At 71.6% G+C, this 16408-nt stretch carries 15 protein-coding genes and 1 tRNA gene; 5 read left to right on the top strand and 11 right to left on the bottom strand.

The annotated features are described in order from the left end of the window. Positions 1–33: 33 nt before the first annotated feature. Entirely contained in the window at positions 34–396 is a 363-nt protein-coding gene (locus tag FGW37_RS19680) for a hypothetical protein (protein WP_179082249.1), read from the bottom strand. Between the two features lie 4 nt (positions 397–400). Between FGW37_RS19680 and FGW37_RS19675 the strand changes: the two genes are divergently transcribed. After that, positions 401–1060 (top strand): LAETG motif-containing sortase-dependent surface protein, encoded by a 660-nt coding sequence (locus tag FGW37_RS19675; RefSeq protein ID WP_179082248.1) that lies wholly within the window; start codon positions 401–403, stop codon positions 1058–1060. 103 nt (positions 1061–1163) lie between these two features. Here the strand turns inward: FGW37_RS19675 and FGW37_RS19670 are convergent, their stop codons facing one another. From FGW37_RS19670 to FGW37_RS34185, 6 genes are all read right to left on the bottom strand, one after another. Continuing rightward, positions 1164–3050, bottom strand: a complete 1887-nt coding sequence (locus tag FGW37_RS19670) for a GMC family oxidoreductase N-terminal domain-containing protein (RefSeq protein ID WP_179082247.1) — start codon at positions 3048–3050, stop codon at positions 1164–1166. A gap of 114 nt (positions 3051–3164) precedes the next feature. Then, entirely contained in the window at positions 3165–4823 is a 1659-nt protein-coding gene (locus FGW37_RS19665) for a succinic semialdehyde dehydrogenase (RefSeq protein ID WP_179082246.1), read from the bottom strand. An 86-nt stretch (positions 4824–4909) separates the two neighbouring features. Beyond that, positions 4910–6694, bottom strand: a complete 1785-nt coding sequence (locus tag FGW37_RS19660; protein WP_179082245.1) for a serine/threonine-protein kinase — start codon at positions 6692–6694, stop codon at positions 4910–4912. 69 nt (positions 6695–6763) lie between these two features. Continuing rightward, the gene (locus tag FGW37_RS19655) at positions 6764–8296 is read right to left on the bottom strand and encodes a serine/threonine-protein kinase (RefSeq protein WP_179082244.1); all 1533 of its coding nucleotides are present in this window, start codon (positions 8294–8296) and stop codon (positions 6764–6766) included. A gap of 118 nt (positions 8297–8414) precedes the next feature. Then, entirely contained in the window at positions 8415–9407 is a 993-nt protein-coding gene (locus tag FGW37_RS19650; protein ID WP_179082243.1) for a PLL family lectin, read from the bottom strand. Positions 9408–10746: 1339 nt separating this feature from the next. Then, entirely contained in the window at positions 10747–10959 is a 213-nt protein-coding gene (locus FGW37_RS34185) for a DUF6255 family natural product biosynthesis protein (RefSeq protein WP_425506653.1), read from the bottom strand. Positions 10960–11455: 496 nt separating this feature from the next. Between FGW37_RS34185 and FGW37_RS19645 the strand changes: the two genes are divergently transcribed. The 4 genes from FGW37_RS19645 (at position 11456) to FGW37_RS19630 (ending at position 14511) form a co-directional block, all read left to right on the top strand. Continuing rightward, positions 11456–12304 (top strand): helix-turn-helix domain-containing protein, encoded by an 849-nt coding sequence (locus FGW37_RS19645; protein ID WP_179082242.1) that lies wholly within the window; start codon positions 11456–11458, stop codon positions 12302–12304. Then, complete coding sequence (locus FGW37_RS19640; protein WP_179082241.1) at positions 12301–12549, top strand: DUF397 domain-containing protein; 249 nt, start codon at positions 12301–12303, stop codon at positions 12547–12549. The genes FGW37_RS19645 and FGW37_RS19640 overlap by 4 nt, the downstream gene beginning before the upstream one ends. Positions 12550–13134: 585 nt before the next feature. After that, a tRNA-Arg gene (locus FGW37_RS19635) sits at positions 13135–13207 on the top strand. Between the two features lie 98 nt (positions 13208–13305). Beyond that, complete coding sequence (locus FGW37_RS19630) at positions 13306–14511, top strand: winged helix DNA-binding domain-containing protein (RefSeq protein ID WP_179082240.1); 1206 nt, start codon at positions 13306–13308, stop codon at positions 14509–14511. Positions 14512–14565: 54 nt separating this feature from the next. Here the strand turns inward: FGW37_RS19630 and FGW37_RS33890 are convergent, their stop codons facing one another. The 4 genes from FGW37_RS33890 to FGW37_RS19615 form a co-directional block, all read right to left on the bottom strand. After that, positions 14566–14688, bottom strand: coding sequence for a hypothetical protein (locus tag FGW37_RS33890; protein WP_281394857.1), 123 nt, complete (start codon positions 14686–14688; stop codon positions 14566–14568). 16 nt (positions 14689–14704) lie between these two features. Next, positions 14705–15055: a DUF6247 family protein gene (locus FGW37_RS19625; RefSeq protein ID WP_246430458.1), complete on the bottom strand. Its 351-nt coding sequence runs from the start codon at positions 15053–15055 to the stop codon at positions 14705–14707. Between the two features lie 94 nt (positions 15056–15149). Next, positions 15150–15863, bottom strand: a complete 714-nt coding sequence (locus FGW37_RS19620) for a rhomboid family intramembrane serine protease (RefSeq protein ID WP_179082239.1) — start codon at positions 15861–15863, stop codon at positions 15150–15152. Between the two features lie 103 nt (positions 15864–15966). After that, complete coding sequence (locus tag FGW37_RS19615) at positions 15967–16380, bottom strand: VOC family protein (protein ID WP_179082238.1); 414 nt, start codon at positions 16378–16380, stop codon at positions 15967–15969. Between the last annotated feature and the right edge of the window lie 28 nt (positions 16381–16408).

Genomic DNA, 16408 nt, shown 5'->3' with positions numbered 1-16408 from the left:
ACACCGCGACTTCCCCCCACCGCGACGGCCTTTTCACTCCGCATCCGGATGGGGTATTTCCATGAAGCTTCGCCGCGCGCTGGCAACCGCCGCCGCCATGGCCGTCATCGGTCCGGCCACGATCCTCGTGGCTCCCCAGGCCTTCGCGACGGGGGACGGGTCCGCCACGGCCTCCTCCTCGGCATCCGCATCCGCATCGGCCTCGGCATCCCCCTCCGCGTCTTCCGCATCCGCTTCCGCCGGCCGCTCCCTCGGCGCCTCCCCCAGCGCCTCAGCCAGCGCCTCAGCCAGGCGCTCCGTCTCCCCCTCCCCCTCCTCGCCCGCGCCCAGCGCGTCGAAGAGCTCCGCCCCCGCCTCCCCGGCCGAGGACGCCTGCCGCGCCCACACCGAGGACAAGTGGGTGACGACCGAACTCCGCGGCCTGCCAAGGGAGATCGTCGCCGGCTCCGGCTGGCACGCGTTCACCTACCGGGCGGCCAACACCTCCAGCAGGGTCATCGCGTCCCTGTCCGCCTCCATGGAGCTGTGGTCCTGGGACCGGAAGAACCTGGAGAACGAGACCACGAAGTACATCACCGTGCAGTGGTACAACTCCGGTTCCCGCCGCTGGGAGCCCCTGCCCGCCGACTACGGCTACTTCGCCGAGACGCGCAACCTCAAGCCACGCGCGTTCGCGGAAGCGTCGCTGCGCCTGAAGGTCGACGCCAAGGCACCGGCCGGCTTCGGCGGGGCGTTCCAGACGGGCTTCTTCTCCGACCGGAACCGCACCTGCGGCTACTCGCCGGGCGCGTACTACTACTTCGACGTCCTGGCCGCGGGCAGCAAGCCCACCACGGGTGAGGACTCCAAGGGCACGACCACCAGGCCCGGGAAGGCCGTGACGACGGTGGTGGACAAGCCGGCCCCGAAGGGCGGTCTGTCGGACCTGCCGGCGACGGGCGAGCTGGCCACGACCGGCTCGACGTCCTCGACCCCTCTGCTCCTGGGGGTCGCCTGTGCGGCGGTCGCGGTGGGAGCCGGGGCGGTGGCCGTCGCACGGCGCGGGCGCGGCTCCCGGTAGTCTCCCCGGCCGCCCGCCGCCGCAGCGCAGCCCGCGTCGACAGTCGACGGTCGACAACCGAACACGCCCGTCCCCCTCGTCGACGATCAAACGCGCCCCTTCGTCAACGGCCGGACGCGCACCCCCGCCCCTGCCCGTCCGGCGGGAGCAGTGGCAGCAGCCGCAGCGCCGGGCGCCCCGGCTCGAAGGAGGCGCCCGGACCGGCCGCGCCGCCGCCCGTCCGGTCGGTGCCGGCCTCCAACTTCAGCTCACCGTAGGCCCCTTCCGGCACAGCGGGCTTCACCGGTGCGACCGCCTCGATCCGCTCGTACGCCTGCCCCTGCTCCGGCCGCGGGTCCGGCTCGCCCTTGTTCGGCCAGAGGGACATGGCCCGTTCCGCCTGGGCGGTGATGGTGAGTGCCGGGTTGACGCCGAGGTTGGCGGAGACGGCCGCGCCGTCCACGACCGTGATGCCGGGGTGCCCGTACAGCCGGTGGTACGGGTCGATGACGCCCTGCGAGGCGTCGGCGCCGATGGGGCAGCCGCCGAGGAAGTGCGCGGTGAGCGGGGTGCCCATGAGCTCGCCCACGTTGCTGCCGGCGAAGCCGTTGATCTCCTCGGCGACGATGCTCGCGGCCATCGTCGCGGCGGGGATCTGCTTGGGGTTGGGCGCCCCGTGCCCCTGCACGGCGGTCAGCAGGCCCTTGCCCGGGCCCCTGCTCCTGCGGTGCGTGGTCAGGGAGTTGTCGAGCGACTGCATGACCAGACCGATGATCGTCCGCTCGGACCAGCGCCGGTTGGAGAGCGACCTCAGCAGCTGCACCGGGTGCCGTACGCAGCGCGCCGCGAACGCGACGGCCCGGGGTGCCCGGCTGGCCACCGGCACCTGGAGGACGGACAGCGCGCCCATCGCGTTCGAGCCCTTGCCGTAGCGCACGGGCTCGATGTGGGTGTGCTCGTCGAGGTGGGCGGACGAGGTGATGGCGACGCCCTGCGTGAAGTCGGCCCGGGCCCCGCCATGGGCCTTCCCGTAGCGGCGGTCGTCGGTCTGCGCGCCGACCAGGGCCTCGGAGTTCGTACGCGTCAGGCGGCCGAGCCCGTCGGGGATGCGGGGCAGCAGGCCCTTGTCCTTCATGGTGTGCAGCAGGGTCTGGGTGCCGTACGTGCCGGCGGCGATCACCACCCGTTCCGCGCGCAGCACCCGCGGGCGGACGCTCCCCCGCCGCTTGTCGGTCGGGACGGTCACGACGCGGTGCCCGCCCTCCCGGTGTTCGGTCACGGCGACCACCGTGGTCATGGGGTGGATGACGGCCCCGGCGCGTTCGGCGAGGTGGAGGTAGTTCTCGTTGAGGGTGTTCTTCGCGCCGTGCCGGCAGCCGGTCATGCACTCGCCGCACTCGGTGCAGGCCCGGCGGGCGGGCCCGGCGCCCCCGAAGTAGGGGTCGGCGGTCTCCTCGCCGGGCCGGGCGCGGTGCGTGCCGTCGGCGTCCGCGCCGTCGCCGAAGAACACCCCGACGGGGGCCATGCGGAAGGTCTCCCCCACGCCCAGGCGCTCGGCCGCCGCCTTCAGGTGGACGTCGGAGGGCGTCATCGTCGGGTTGAGGCGGACGCCGAGCATGCGGCGCGCCTGGTCGTAGTACGGCTGCAGCTCCTTCTCCCAGTCGGTGATGCCGGCCCACTGCCGGTCCTGGAAGAAGGCCTTCGGCGGCACGTAGAGGGTGTTGGCGTAGTTGAGCGAGCCGCCGCCGACCCCGGCGCCCGCGAGGACCATGACGTTGCCGAGCAGGTGGATGCGCTGGATGCCGTAGAGGCCGAGGGCGGGCGCCCACAGGTAGTTGCGCAGGTCCCAGGAGTTCCTGGGCAGCGTCTCGCGCGTGAAGCGGCGGCCCGCCTCCAGCACGCCCACGCGATAGCCCTTCTCGCTCAGGCGCAGGGCGGACACCGCGCCGCCGAAGCCCGAGCCGACGACGATCACGTCGTAGTCGTAGTCGTAGTCGAACGCTGTCACCATGGCCTCCGTACGGGCGAACTCGTGGTGCTGGACGAACTCGTGGTGCTGTACGAACTCGGCGTGCCGACCGAACCGGACGTGCCCGACGGCAACATGCTGCCGGGGACGGCCGGGTCAGCGCAGGCGCAGCGCCTTCATCACGCGCAGGCTGCGCGTCATGAACTCCGCGTACTTCTCATCGTCCAGCCCGAAGGCGGGGGCCAGCGGCATGACGCGCTGGTGGGCGACGGTCTGGGCCTCGGTGTACTTGAGGATGCCCTCGGAGCCGTGCCTGCGGCCGAGCCCCGAGTCCCCCATGCCGCCCATGGGCGCCTGTGCGCTGCCGTACGCGGCCGCGTAGGCCTCGTTGACGTTGACGGTGCCGGTGCGCAGCCGCGCCGCGAGGGCCCGGCCGCGCCGCCCGTCCGCGGTCCAGACGCTGGCGTTGAGCCCGTACGGGGTGGCATTGGCCAGGGCGACGGCTTCGTCCTCGTCCTGGAAGCGGTGCACGGACACCACGGGCCCGAACGTCTCCTCCGCGCACACGGCCATGGACGGCTCGACGCCCTCGAGGACGGTCGGCTCGTAGAAGAGCGGGCCGACGTCGGGGCGGGGCCGCCCGCCCGCGAGGACCGTGGCCCCCCGGGAGACGGCGTCCTCGACGTGCCGGGTCACGGCGTCCAGCTGCCGCTGCGAGACGAGGGAGCCCATGTCGGCGCCGTAGGCGAGGCCGGTGCCGAGCCGCAGGGCCTTCGTACGGGCGGTGAAGCGCTCCAGGAAGGCGTCGGCGACGGATGCGTGCACGTAGAGCCGCTCGATGGAGATGCACAGTTGTCCCGCGGAGGAGAAGCAGCCGCGCACGGCGCCGGCCGCGGCCTTCTCCACGTCGGCGTCGTGGAGGACAAGCATCGCGTTCTTGCCGCCGAGTTCGAGCGAGGAGCCGACCAGGCGGGCCGCGGCACTCTGGGCGACCTCGCGGCCGGTGCGGGTGGAGCCGGTGAAGGAGACGTAGTCGGCGCGGGCGACGACGGCAGGGCCGATGACCGGGCCCTCGCCGAGGACGACCTGCCAGACCTCCTCGGGCAGCCCCGCCTCGATCAGCAGCTCGCGCGCCCACAGGGCGGTGAGGGCGGTCTGGGTGTCGGGCTTCATCACGACCGCGTTGCCGGCGACGAAGGCGGGCAGCGCGTCGCCCACGGACAGCTCGAACGGGTAGTTCCAGGGGGCGATCTGGCCGACGACGCCGCGCGGGTGGCGCAGCTCGGTGACCTTGGTGAGGAAGGGCACGACGCCCGTGTGAGCCTTGGGCCGCAGGTAGGCGGGCCCCTTGCGCCCGTAGTGGCGGGCGGCGACGGCGACGGACTGCACTTCCTCGTGGGCGTGGAGACGGGCCTTGCCGGTCTCCGCCTGTATGAGGTCGAGGACCTCGGACTGCCGGTCGAGGAGCAGGTCGTGGAAGCGCAGCAGGACGGCGGCGCGCTCGCCCACGGGCACGCCGGCCCAGTGCAGCTGCGCCTCACGGGCGCGGGCGAACGCCGCGTCCACGTCCTCCGGGGTGGATTCCGGCAGGTCGGCGAGCTTCTGCCCGGTGAGGGGCGTGTGGCTGACGGTGATGCCGGAGCCGATGACGCCTCGGGTGAGACGGGCGACGACACCGGGGGTGACGACGACGTCGGCGGTGCGGACGCCGGGCGGGGCGACGGGATTGCCTCCGGCGGGTGGCCCCGGTACGGGGGCCGCCTCCGCCGTCGTCACTGCTGCCACTTCCGGTGCGCCGTGCCGCGAGTCCGTCATACGGGGAGCGTATGACGGACCACCGCCGCTTGAATACCCGGCGGTAACCCGATCACGCCCAGGATCACGTCATTGATCCGGGATTATCACTTGTCCTGGATCTTCAGGTACTTGACGACGTCCTCGAAGAGCTTGTCGCCGGCCTTGCGCCCTTCGCCCTTCTCGGGCATGCGCACTTCCAGCACCCACGACACGGTCTTCGCGTCGTTGACGATGATCAGCTCCCGCTTCAGCGCCTTGGGGTCGGCCTCGTTGCTCCCGGACTTGCGGTACACGGTGACGACCTCCGCCGTCTGCATGCCCGGGTACGGGGACGCCTTGACCGTATCGGCCTTGGCGTCGTTCAACTTGGTGCCCGGATCCGACGTGTGCCGGGCGATGAGCCGCTTGGCCTCGGCGTCCGCCGAGCCGATGTCCTTCGGTTCGAAGCTTCCCGTGTTCTTGGCCCGCTGCTCCGCGGTGTCCTTGTCCAGCGAGATGCCGAACACGCCACTGGGGTCCTGGAAGTAGACCCAGTTCTGATTGCTGTCGATGGACTTCTCGTAGTCCTCCGGCACCGCCATCGACGCCCGTACGATCTCCGGCTCGTCCCGCACCTTCCAGTGCAGCGGAATGGCCGGGCCGACGGCGAACGGGTTGACGACCAGCAGCGTCACGGCCGTGGCGACGGCCACGACGCCGGCGCCGAGCCCCCACTGCGCCTTGCGGTTGCCCTGCAGCACGGGCGGGACCCACTTGCTGCCGGCGGCCTGCGGGCGGGCGGCCGCGCCGAAGGCGGCCTCCTCGGCCGTCACCGGGCGGGCGACCGCCTCCAGCGCCCGTCTGACCTCGGCCGTGCCGGGCCGTGCCGCCGGGTTCTTGTGGAGCAGGGCCATGACGAGCCCACCCAGTACGCCCGCGCCGCGCGACGGCATCTGCGGCTCGGTGGACAGGATGGCCTGCATGGTGGCCTGGGTGTTGGAACGCCGGAAGGGCGAGACGCCCTCCACCGCGCTGTACAGCACGACGCCCAGCGACCACAGGTCGGACTCGGGGCCCGGCCGCTGCCCCAGGACGCGCTCGGGCGCCACGTACTCGGGCGAGCCGACGAAGGCGCCCGTCTCCGTGAGGCCCTGCTCGCCCTCGATCTGGGCGATGCCGAAGTCGGTGAGGACGACGCGGTCGTCGCGGCCGAGCAGGACGTTGTCGGGCTTGACGTCGCGGTGCAACACGCCCGCCTCGTGGGCGGCGCCGAGCGCGTTCAGGACGGCGAGGCCGATGCGGGCGGCCTCGCGCGGGTCCAGGGTGCCGTCCGCCAGCCGGTCGCCGAGCGAGTGCCCGCGGACGAGTTCCATGACGATCCAGGGGCGGCCGTCCTCGACGACGACGTCGTGCACGGCGACGACCGAGGGGTGGGCGACGCGGGCCGCGGCGCGGGCCTCGCGCTGCATGCGCTGGTGGACGTTCTCCCGCATGGACGCGGGCAAGTGGTCCGGAACGCGCGGCTCCTTCACGGCGACCTCGCGGTCGACGACCTCGTCGTGCGCCTTCCAGACGGTGCCCATGCCGCCGTGGCCGAGGCGGGAGATCAGCCGGTAGCGATTGCCGATACGACGGCCCGCGCCGGGGTCGGGGGCGGAGCCGGTAGCAGGGGCAGGGCTGGGAGCAGGGGCGGGGGCCGCGGGGTGAGGGACGCTCGGCGGCGGAGCGGGGGTGGCGGCGTACGGGTTCGGGGCACCGGGCGTGTAGACGCTCCCGGTGGCGTCGGGAATGCCGCTGCTCGCCGCGTTCGGCGCGCTCGCCGCGACCGGCGCTCTGGGTGGCTGAAGGTCGTAGCTGGTGGGCTCGCTCGCCCCGGTCGGCCCGGTCGGCCGTCCCCCGTCGTTCGTCATGGCCCCATCATTACCAAGGGGGGCCGGGCAGGCGCACCTTCGAAGGCGCAAACCGCTCCCCATACGGCTTTAGGGGCTGGATACGGGCCGGATCCGTACGAACGTGTCGAGTACGGCCTGGGCGTGCCGTCGTGCCTGCGCCGCCTTCCCCGCGGGCCCCGCCACCCACACCTCGTACATCTTCCCTCCCTCCTCCCAGCAGGTGTCGTACGTACGCACCGCCCCACCCGCCTCCGCCTCGGGCCCGTCCCACGTGAACTCCCAGGAGGCCGCGGGGTATCCCTTGTGCGTGGCCTCGCGGACGGTGGCGGAGCGGTAGCCCGGGTAGCGGTCGGGGGCCGCGGCCGCTGCGGCGCGCAGGGTGCCCGCGGGCCCGCCGCCCTGCGGGTCCTGGATGAGGATGCCGAGGCGGAACTGCCGGTCGCGCGAGTAGTAGAAGACGCGGGGCGGTTCGAAGGAGCGGGTGAAGCCGTCGGGCACGGCCAGCGCGAAACCCGCCGGGTCCTGCACGGCGTGATACCCCTCCGGGGGCCGTACGGGCGCGCTCACCGGGGGTTCGCGCGTGACGGGCGGGCCGGGCGAGCGTCCGAGCGTCCCGCTGGACACCTGCGTGGGACGGCCACCGGCGCCCTCCGCGCCCCGGTCGGCCAGCAGCACGGCGAGGCCGGCTCCCGTACCCGCCAGGGTGACGACGGCGACGGCGGACATGAGGACGGTGCGGCTGCGCGGCACGTACGCGGGCCTGACCCGGCCGCCGTCGACCCACCCGGAGGCCAGATACTCGTGCAGCAGCCGCTCCGCTTCGTCGGCGCCCATCCGCCGCGCCGGGTCGCGCTCCAGCAGCCCCTGGACGACGGGCAGCAAGGGGGCCGCGGCGGCGGGCGGGCGTATCTCGTCGTGGACGACGGCGTGCAGGATGCCGCCCAGCGAGTCGCGCCGGAAGGGCGTCACGCCGCTGAGGGCCGCGCACATCAGCACCCCCAGGGACCACAGGTCGGACGCGGGGCCCGCCGGGCCGCCCGACATGCGCTCCGGCGCGGTGTACTCGGGCGAGCCGACGAACGCGCCCGTCTCGGTGATCGTCGTGGCGCCGCGGACCTGGGCCACGCCGAAGTCCGTCAGCACGACGCGGCCGGTCGCCGACTCCAGGAGGACGTTGGGTGGCTTGATGTCGCGGTGCAGGACGCCGCAGGCGTGCGCCGCGCGCAGGGCGGACAACAGGGCGATGGCGATCCGCGCCGTCTCCCGCGGGCCCACCGGCCCCTCCGCCGCCAGCACTTCGGACAGCGCACGCCCGTCCACGAGCTCCATCACGATCCACGGACGGCCGTCCTGGACGACGATGTCGTGCAGGGCGACCACGTTCGGATGGCTGATGAGCGCGGCGGCGCGGGCCTCCCGCAGGGTGCGGTCGCAGTCGGAGAGCCCGGAAGGGCAGGCGCCGTAGCCGCCGTCGTCCATGTGCAGCTCTTTGACGGCCACTTGGCGGGCCAGCAGCTCATCCGTGGCACGCCATACGGTGCCCATGCCGCCGCGCCCTATCCGCCCGGACAGGCGGTACCGGCCGGCGATCAGACCATCGTGCGCAGCGAAGGTCCCCATAAGCCCATCTTGCCCCACACCTCCCCGGACCACGGCTGCCGGAACGGACCGGTTCCGGCCAGCTGTGGGGGCGGGCGGCTTGGCACGGCCTCCACCCGGGAGGGGCGGCCTCATGGGTTCATGGCCTCAACAGCCCGTCCATCTGCTGCCAGTTCGCCCAGGAGCCGCCGATGGAGGTCTGCCAGCGCTGGTACACATATCCACCGCTGTTGACCCCGAAGAGCTGGATGCGGCCGTCGGCATTGGTCTCGGCCGCGACCTGGCTCAGAGCGCCGTCGAACTGGACCCACGGCGACCACAAGCCGCTGCCGACGGCCCGCTGGGAACGGTGGTAAATGGCGTCACCGCTGTTGGTCCCGAAGATCTCCAGCCGGCCGTCGCCGTTACGGGCGGCGGCGATCGAGGTCAGCTGGCCGTCGATCTGCTCCCAGGCCGACCACCCACCGCCAGGGGATGTCTGCCAGCGGTGATAGATGCCTCCCCCGCTGTTGACGCCGAACAGCTGGATGCGGCCGTCCGCATTGGTCTCGGCCGCGACCTGGGTCAGGCCGCCGTCGAACAGGGCCCATCCGGACCAGGGCCCACCGAGGGCGGTCTGCCAGCGGTGGTAGACGTTCCCGGCACCGTTGGCGCCGAAGAGCTCCAGCCGGCCGTCCGCGTTGCGGGCCACGGCGATCGAGGTGAGCACCCCGTCGAGCTGCTCCCAGCCCGACCACCCACCGCCCGGCGACGTCTGCCAGCGGTGGAAGATGTTCCCGGCGCCGTTCACCCCGAACAGCTCGGCCCGGCCGTCTGCGTTGGTCTCCGCGGCGACGGCCCGCAGCGCACCGTCGAACTGGGACCAGGGGGACCACGAGCCGCCGATGGAGTTCTGGGCGCGACGGAAGACGCCGTCGCCGCTGTTGGTCCCGAAGAGCTCGAGCCGCCCGTCGGCGTTACGGGCGGAGGCGATGGACGATCCGAAGACGGTGACTTTGACGTCGGCCTCGGCTTCCGACGGCGCGGGGTCGGCGGCGGCGACCCCGGGAACGGCGGCGACCAGCGCGGCGATGGTGACGGCGAGGGACGCGATCATCCGGCCGATGCCGATGCGTCTGTGTCTCTTCCTCATGCAACTGCCCTTCCGTGCGCGGAAACGTCAGTGGGTCCGTGCGAGTGGTACGGGCGGTGCGGGGGTGGGGCGACGCCCTCAAGAAGGCGGCGGGCGCACCCTACTGCGCACCGGCCCGAGAGGACAGGCCGGCGCCAGGCTCGCTGCTACCGATGCCGATGGGCGAGTGCCGGCCTCAGCGGCAGACTCGACGCCCTGCAGGCGATCAGCGGCCCGGCCTGGACGACGAGCACGCTCTGCTGCCGACTGTCCCTGGGTGGGGGTTGGGGTCAGGGCAGGCTGGCAGCAGGGGGAGGGGTGGGGGGCGGGGGTTCGGTGGGCGAGCTGTGCGGCCGGTGGGGGGTTGGCCGCCGTACTCCTGCCGTCACGGATGCAGGCGCGTAAGGAGACCTTGCGCATAGGCCTTGGCTGAGGGGGAGCTGGCAGCTGCCGCGATGTGCCTGGGCCCGGTGGGGGCGCTTCGCTCAGCTCGCGTACATGGTGGTTGCTCGTCCGGCTGCAGATTAGTTGGGGTGGCGGCTGTTTGTGGACGGATATCCACCGGCTCGGCCTGGAGCAGCGGGTGGATAAGTGACCCGGGACGACGGCCGGGTGCCTCAGTGGCCCCAGTAGGGCTCTCTGGCCGCATGGCGGCCTCATATTCCACCGGCCTGGGTTGTGGGGTGGTGGATAAGTGGTCCGGGATGGTGCCCGCGCGCCTCAGTAGCCCACCAGGGCCCGCTTGTCTCATGCGCCACCGGCCTGGGTCGTAGCTCGGCGGATAAGTGTCCTGGGATGGCAGCTGGCCGTCTCTGCAGTCCCACGAGCTCCCCTCGCCTCACCAGCCCCCTACTCGGGACAGCCGCCCGCCCGGCCACAACGGCGGCGCGCTGAGCGAAGCGCCCACGACGGGCTGCACCACATCGCGGCAGCTACCAGCTCCCCCTCAGCCACGGCCGGAGGGACCGGTCTCCTTACGCGCGTGCATCCGCGACGGCACGAGTACGGCGGCCAACCCCCCACCGGCCGCACAGCCAACACACCGAACCCGAGCCCCCCACCCCTCCCCCTGCTGCCAGCCTGTCTTGACCCCTACCCCCACCCAGCGGCAGCCGCCCGCCCAGCCACAACGGCGGCCCGCCGAGCGAAGCGCCCACGACGGCAGGAACCACATCGCGGCAGCAGCCCGCTCCCCCTCAGCCACGGACGGACAGACCGGTCTCCTCACGCACCCGCATCCGTGACGGCGCGAGTACGGCGGCCAACCGCCCACCGGCCGCACAGCCAAACCACCGAACCCGAGCCCCCCACCCCTCCCCCCGCTGCCAGCCTGTTCTAACCCGCACCCGACCCGCGGAACTCAGCCCCAGCCAACCGGCAAGCCCGAAAGCCGCGCCCCTCCCCACCGGCCAACAACGAGCACCCGCCGAGCAGCCGCACGAGGAGCGCACGGCAGGCCCGGCGGCCTGAGCGCCGCGTACTCGCTGAAGCGGACGGTCCCGCAGTCACGGCAACGAATCTCGCCCCGGGTGCGGGCCGCCCAGCCCCCACGGTGAGCGCAGGTACTCCGCACGCTCACGCACCCCCCATATGCACAGTCCGCCAGTGACGACGCTGAAGCACCAACGCATCCCCCGTCGTGAGGGGATCATCCCCGGCGGCGGCTTCCTTATAAGCGGCCGCCAGCTGCGCGCACTCCCCACACCCGTACATCGGTCGCGACCCCGCCGGCCATAGCCCGGCGGCCTCCCGATCCTCCCGCGTAGCGAGTCGCAGGGAGGCGAACGGCGCCTCCCATTCGAGCCCGCCGCCGGGACGGCGCAGCGTCACACGGCTTCCCGCGCCACCGATCACCTGCGCGACCCGTCCCTCGCGGGTGTCCACGACAAACGCACCGATCCTGTAGGTCATAGCCTCACGCCTCCCCGAGTCTCCTGGTAGCAGCCACATCTTCCCGTTCGGCGTGAGCGACGCTGAAAGTTTCGCCTGTAGTTGCCTCGATTGAGTGAACACTCGCACATGTCAGTGCAGTTGATGTCGCTAGAGTCGAACCGCAAGGAGGTGATCGCTTGTCCGACATCACGCCCACCCTGTTGCGCCGAAGGCTCGGCGCGGCACTGAAGACACTGAGGGTGAGAGCCGGCCTCAACCTCGCCGAGGGCGCCAAGCTGCTGGGCGTGTCCAGCCCGACCTTGAGTAAAGTCGAGAACGGAAGGCAGCGCACCGATCCGGAGAAGTTCTTCACCGCCTACGGAGTTACGGACGCGGCGCGTATCGCAGAGGTCAAAGAGATCGCGGAGCTTGCCAATAGCAGCCGCCACAAGAGCCTCTACGTGCAGTACAAGGACGTCATCAGCGAACGATTCGCCGACTTCCTGGAAATGGAACAGATCGCCACCCGCATCGACCTCTACGGGGCGCTTCTGATTCCGGGGGTGCTGCAGACGGCCGACTACGCCCACGCGGCCATCGGAGGCATCAGCGTGTGGCAGACGGCGCGTGAGACACGAGCATCCACTGAGCTACGCATGAAACGGCAGGAGATCTTGGCCTCCTCCTCGCTCACGCTGCGGTGCGTGTTGGACGAAGCATGCCTCAGGCGAGAACTCGGAGGACCTTCCGTTCTCCGACGGCAACTTGAACACGTGCTCACCGTCTCCCGGCAGCCGAATATCGAGCTGCAGGTCATCCCGTTCAAGGCGGGCATGCACACGGGGCTGGACGGCGCCTATACGGTCTTCCACTTCGACGTGGGCTCTCCCGTTGTGGCTGTGGAGCCACTCACGACGTCCCACTACCTTGAAGAGGACGACCAGGTCGCACGCTACGACGTCGCGTTCGATCGCCTGCGCACCCAAGCGCTGGATCCCGACGCCTCTCGCGACTTCATCGCCAGGATCGCCAAGGAGACACGGTGAGGTTCAGGAAGAGCAGCTACAGCTCAGGTTCTGTCGACACCTGCGTAGAGATCGCGCTCCCCGAAGGCATACGCGTCCACACACCCATACTCATACGCGACTCCAAACGACCCGAAGGGCCGACCCTCCGCGTCGCCGCCGCGCCGTATCGTTCCTTCACCCGCGCCCTGCGACACGGCACCCTCGGCGCGAGGCGCGGCGAGGGCCGAAAGGGTCGCGTGCGGCAGGCTCGGCCGATACCGTAGGGGGCGCCCCCCTTCTCGGGCACAGCAAGGGCCCAGCCACGGCCGTACCCGTGGCCGAGGGCCGACCGCAGGTAGACGGTTCCCGACCGTCAGCCCTCAGGTTTTCGGAGGACTGGCGGTCACCGTCCAGCGGCCACCGGTTCACTTGCCGGTGCACCACCTCCACAGCTCCCGGATCACGGCTGCGACCCGCTCGCGCAGAGGCTTCCTACGGTGACGCCCCACTGGCGCCCCCCTTCATTCGGGTTACGGCCAGTACCGGTGGCCGCTCCGGAGGGAGCCCATAGCGGGGCACCCTGGGCGAGTGCCCCGATGAAGGGACCTCTTGAAGGGGGGCGCGCTCAAAGCGCTGATGGCGACGCTACACCTGGACGGAGGGCCCAATCCGCCGTTTCCTGCGCGGAGTTGCTGATCTCCGTCGCCGCTCAGCCCATCGCTGCCGTGGCATCATGATCTGTCGTACGAGCAGTACGGCGTACGCCGTAGCGAAGGCGTCACCGAGCGTGGCGGTGAAAAGCACTCCTCCGCGTCGGGTAATATTGTTCCCGCAACGCCGACGAGCGATCACTATCGCTTTGAAGCCGAGCGCTCGTAGCTTAACGGATAGAGCACTTGACTACGGATCAAGAGGTTGCAGGTTCGAATCCTGCCGAGCGCACATTGCTGTGAGAGAGCCGGATGCTTTGTGCATCCGGCTCTCTTCGTTTATTTCCTAGAGGACATAATCCGTCCTCCTTCCCCTCTACCCTCGCCCCCATGAGCCGCAGCCCCCGCACCCGCCCCCGCGCCCGCGTCACCGACGACCAGCGCCGTGCCCGCCTCGCCCGGCGCCACCTCCTCCACCCCGGCCACCGGGCCGGCTCCGTGGAAGAGGTGGCGGACGCCCTGGTCGGGCTGCACGCCACCGATGCCGCCACCGTCTACCTGTCGGTGTGCGCACGGCTGGCCGAGCCCTCGCCCGCAGCGGTGGAGCGGGCGCTGTACGAGGACGTGACCCTCGTGAAGCTGCTGTCCATGCGGCGCACGCTCTTCGCCGTCACCACGGAGCTCGCCCCGTACGTCAGCTCCTCGACCGCCCGCGCGATCGCCCTCCGGGAGCGGGCGACGCTTCTCAAGCACCTGCGGGAGAACTCGGAAGGCCACGCCCCCTGGGACGAGCAGCGGCTCGCCCGCACCGAACGGGAGGTGCTGGACGCGCTGGCGGCGCGCGGCGAGGCCACGACCGCCGAACTGAGCAAGGACGTGCCTGCGCTGCGCGAGACGCTGCTGATGTCGCCGGGCAAGCCGTACGAGGCCCGGCAGAGCGTCGGCAGCCGGGTGCTGCGGATGCTCGCCTCGGACGGGCACCTGCGGCGCGCCCGCCCGCGCGGTTCGTGGACCAGCAGCCTCTACCCGTGGGCGCTCGTGCCGCAGATCCCGGACGTCGACGTGCGGGAGGCCAAGGCCGAGGTCACGCGGCGCCGGCTCGCCGCGTACGGGCCGACCACGGAGGCCGACCTGAAGTGGTGGACAGGCTGGACGCTCGGCGACACGCGCAAGGCGCTGGCGGACGTGGGCGTCGAGGAGGTCGAGCTCGCGGACGGCGCCACGGGCCACGTCCTGCCCGGCGACCTCCCCGCCACGGACGAAGCGCCCGGGCCCTGGGCCGCGCTCCTGCCCGGCCTCGACCCGACCGCCATGGGCTGGCGCGGCCGCGACTGGTACCTCTCCCCCGAGCACGTGCCCGCCCTCTTCGACCGGGCCGGGAACATCGGCCCGACCGTGTGGTGGAACGGCCGCGTCGTCGGCGGCTGGGCACAGCGGGCGGACGGAGAGATCACCTGGCGGCTCCTGACGGACACCGGCCGGGAGGCGGAGTCCGCGATCGCCACGGAGGCCGCCCGCCTGTCCGCGTGGCTGGGCACCGTACGGGTCACGCCGCGCTTCCGGACACCCTTGGAACGGGAACTGGCGGGGCGGTAGCCCCGGTCACCGGATCGCCCTTCGGCCGGGGGCTAACCGGGGGCTAACCGGGGGCTACTCGTACCAGGTGATGCTGCAGATGTAGATCGCATGGTGACGGGGGACGGCGAGAAAGGAGAAGAATCCGCGTCCACTGAGGATGTCGAACTCCCGCAGTCCGCCTTCTCGGGGTTCCACTCCCAGGTCCAGTCGTTCACAGCCCGGCTTCCGTCTCGGCCGCCTTGCGGATGGTCAGGATCTCGGCGACCGCGTCCGTGGGGTCGGCTTCTCCCTCGTCCACGATCCGCTCCAGCTCACGGAGCCGGGCGGCGCGCTCGGGGTGGCGTTCGATGGCGACGAAGACGGCCCAGGAGTGGACGAAGGCCCGCAAGGGGGCCAGGCTGCTGGACTTCTGCGCATTGGTGGTGGCTTCGAACAGGTGCCGGGTCAGGGCAGGGACACGGCTGGGGGCGATCTTGGCGACTGCGGCCCGCAGGGCGTCGGGGGTCAGCTCCGGCATCGGGATCAGCGGCCCGTAGGGACCGCTCGGCTGCTGCTCAGTCATGATCGTCCTCCTGGGCGCGGCAGGCTCCGGATTGCACCGTACCGGCTCGCGAGCCGGGGGCGCGGGGCGCGGGCCGAACAGCCCCCGGCGTCGGCTAGAGGAGCCCCAGGTCGTCCAGCTCCTTGTACAGGGCGGCTCGCGGGTTGCCGGCGGGGCGGGCCGCCGGGAGGGCGGGACCCGGGGTGGGTTTGCGGTCCCCGGCACGGGCGCGGTCCCGGCCGCGGTCACGGAAGAGCCACGCGCCCGCCACCCCGCCGATCAGACCGCCCAGGTGGCCGAGCCAGCTGACGCCGGGCGTGCCGGGGACGGCCGTGGTGAGGATGTAGGCGTAGGACGCCGCCATGACGACGCCGATCAGCGTGTCGATCAGGTGCCGGTCGAACAGGCCCCGGACCACCACGTACGCGAAGAAGCCGTACACCAGGCCGCTGGCGCCGACCGTCCGGTGGGTCTCGTCCCCGAACACCCATTCCGCGAGCCCGCTGGTCACCATCACCAGGACGCTCAGCCCGAGGAAACGGGCCACGCCGCGGTAGGCGGCGAGGAAGCCGAAGACGAAGAGGGGGCCGGAGTTGGCCTCGATGTGCGCCCAGTTCCAGTGGAGGAGCGAGGAGGCGAAGACGTCGGGGAGCGTGCCGATGTCGCCCGGGGCGATGCCGTGGTCGCGGGAGAGCGCGTAGCCGCTGCTCCAGTTGGCGAGCTGCACCGCCCAAACGAGGGCCACGAACCCGAACATCACGAAGAGCGCCTTGCGTGCTTCCGCGAGGATCTGTTCCGCGTCGACCTGTCGTCTGCCGAGCCCACTCATGAACGTGCTTCCCTTCCCGGGCGGCGGCCCCTGCCTCCGCGATCAGAAGCATCGTCCCTGATCGCGGAGGCAGGAAGGAACCGGGCCCTTGTTACGTCCGCTGTTACGTCCGCGCGCGCTCCGAAGGCTTCTCCCCGTACGGCGTCGTCATGAATTCGACGGCGCAGGTGCCGCCCGGGTCCTTGAGGTAGACGCCTCGGCCGCCGTACTCGTGGTTGATCTCGCCCGGCTGCTTCAGCATCGGGTCGGCCCAGAACGGGACGTCGCGCTCGGCGATGCGGCCGAGTATCGCGTCGAACTCCTCGTCCGTGACGAGGAAGGCGATGTGGCTGCGGTTGATGTCGCCGGTGGGCACCATGTCGTCGATGAAGTCGATGCCGACGCCGTTGGAGCTGGTGATCTGGGTGAAGCGGCCCCATTCGAGCGGGGCGGCGGTGTCCATCAGCCAGGACAGGAACGCCCCCGTCTCCCGGCGGTCCTTGACGTGGACGATGACGTGGTTCAGTTCGTTGGGCATGACGGCCTTTCCGGTGGATCGTGGATTG

It is taken from the genome of Streptomyces rectiverticillatus, from assembly GCF_013394065.1.
Taxonomy (GTDB): domain Bacteria; phylum Actinomycetota; class Actinomycetes; order Streptomycetales; family Streptomycetaceae; genus Streptomyces; species Streptomyces rectiverticillatus.
This window is presented reverse-complemented; position numbering and strand designations above follow the sequence as displayed.

Bases quoted from the DNA above. Each gene is read 5' to 3' on its own strand.
- FGW37_RS19670 (WP_179082247.1), bottom strand. From the start codon at position 3,050: ATGGTGACAGCGTTCGACTACGACTACGACTACGACGTGATCGTCGTC.
- FGW37_RS19665 (WP_179082246.1), bottom strand. From the start codon at position 4,823: ATGACGGACTCGCGGCACGGCGCACCGGAAGTGGCAGCAGTGACGACG.
- FGW37_RS19660 (WP_179082245.1), bottom strand. From the start codon at position 6,694: ATGACGAACGACGGGGGACGGCCGACCGGGCCGACCGGGGCGAGCGAG.
- FGW37_RS19655 (WP_179082244.1), bottom strand. From the start codon at position 8,296: ATGGGGACCTTCGCTGCGCACGATGGTCTGATCGCCGGCCGGTACCGC.
- FGW37_RS19650 (WP_179082243.1), bottom strand. From the start codon at position 9,407: ATGAGGAAGAGACACAGACGCATCGGCATCGGCCGGATGATCGCGTCC.
- FGW37_RS19630 (WP_179082240.1), top strand. From the start codon at position 13,306: ATGAGCCGCAGCCCCCGCACCCGCCCCCGCGCCCGCGTCACCGACGAC.
- FGW37_RS19625 (WP_246430458.1), bottom strand. From the start codon at position 15,055: ATGACTGAGCAGCAGCCGAGCGGTCCCTACGGGCCGCTGATCCCGATG.
- FGW37_RS19620 (WP_179082239.1), bottom strand. From the start codon at position 15,863: ATGAGTGGGCTCGGCAGACGACAGGTCGACGCGGAACAGATCCTCGCG.
- FGW37_RS19615 (WP_179082238.1), bottom strand. From the start codon at position 16,380: ATGCCCAACGAACTGAACCACGTCATCGTCCACGTCAAGGACCGCCGG.